The 1176-nt window shown below is 70.7% G+C and carries 2 protein-coding genes; both read right to left on the bottom strand.

Annotation, left to right across the window (positions count from 1 at the left end; translation table 11 throughout):
• Positions 1-62: 62 nt before the first annotated feature.
• Positions 63-815 carry a PIG-L deacetylase family protein gene (locus AC5RV2_RS18190; protein WP_494067288.1) on the bottom strand — a complete coding sequence of 251 codons (753 nt, stop codon included), beginning with the start codon at positions 813-815 and terminating at the stop codon, positions 63-65.
• 5 nt (positions 816-820) lie between these two features.
• Positions 821-1176, bottom strand: a 356-nt coding sequence (locus AC5RV2_RS18195; protein ID WP_494093492.1) for an electron transfer flavoprotein subunit alpha/FixB family protein, incomplete at its 5' end; no start/stop codon positions are given.

The following is a 1176-nucleotide window of genomic DNA, read 5'->3' on the forward strand; positions in this document are numbered from 1 at the left end:
AGCCCGGCGCCGCCGGCCACCGTGCCGCCGCGGGCGGCAGGTCGGCCGGCGGGCGGCCTGCGTCAGAATCCGGCGATGGTTTCCGGGGTATTGATCCCCACCACGTGGAAGGCTTCCGCGCTGCGTCCGGGCAGGCCGCCGCGCATGGCGTTCTCCGCCAGGTTTTGACGCACGCGGGCGTCCATCGCGGCCAGGTCCGGATGCTGGCTCGCGTGGATCCGGATGGCGGCCAGCTTCGTGTCCACGTGGTCGGTGATGTCCACGTAGTGGTTCTCGCGTTCCCGCGGCCCGCCGTAGAACCACAGGAACGGCACCTTGTAGGCGGCCAGCCCTGCCTCGAGCAGTTCCGGATAGGCGTACGGGTTTTCCACGGCCGGGTAGATCGCGCGGGTGACGATTTCTCCGCAGGCCAGATGGTCCGGGTGGCTCTTTTGGATCCGGTCCCAGGCACGCTCCGGATGCATGGACAGCACGATGTCGGGCCGGATGCGGCGCATCAGCTCCACCACCTGGCGGATCACGTCGTGGGTGGGCTCCAGGTAGCCGTCGGGCTGATGCAGGAAATGCAGGTCGGTGACGCCGGCCAGCGCCGCGGCCTTGGCCTGCTCGGCTGCCCGCAGTTCGACGATGCCGGCGCGCTGGGCGTCGTCAAAGCCGCCGGCGTCGCCGTCGGTCATGATGCAGTAGCTAACTTCCACGCCCGCCGCGGTCCAGCGGGCAATGGTGCCGGCGGCCCCGAAGTCCAGGTCGTCGGGGTGCGCCGCAAAGACCAGGACGCGGGCCGGCCGGAATTCCTCGACTGTCACCGCCGTCACCGCCGCTAGCCCTTCCGCCGGCGGATCTCGGCGGCGGCCTGCGGCAAGACGGTGGCCAGGTCGCCCACGATGCCGAAGTCGGCGATCTCGAAGACCGGCGAGTCGGCGTCGTTGTTGACCGCAACAATCACCTTGGCTGTCTGCATGCCGGCCTTCTGCTGGATGGCCCCGGAGATGCCCGCGGAAATGTACAGCTGGGGCGAGACGGTCTTGCCGGTCTGGCCCACCTGCGCCGAGTGCTCGATCCAGCCGGCATCGGTGGCGGCCCGGGAGGCACCCACCGCCCCGCCGAGCGCGTCGGCCAGGTCTTCGATCGGCGCGAAATCGCCGCCGGTGCCGCGGCCCCCGGCCACGACGACGC

The sequence above is a fragment of the Arthrobacter sp. Y3225116 genome, from assembly GCF_059091245.1.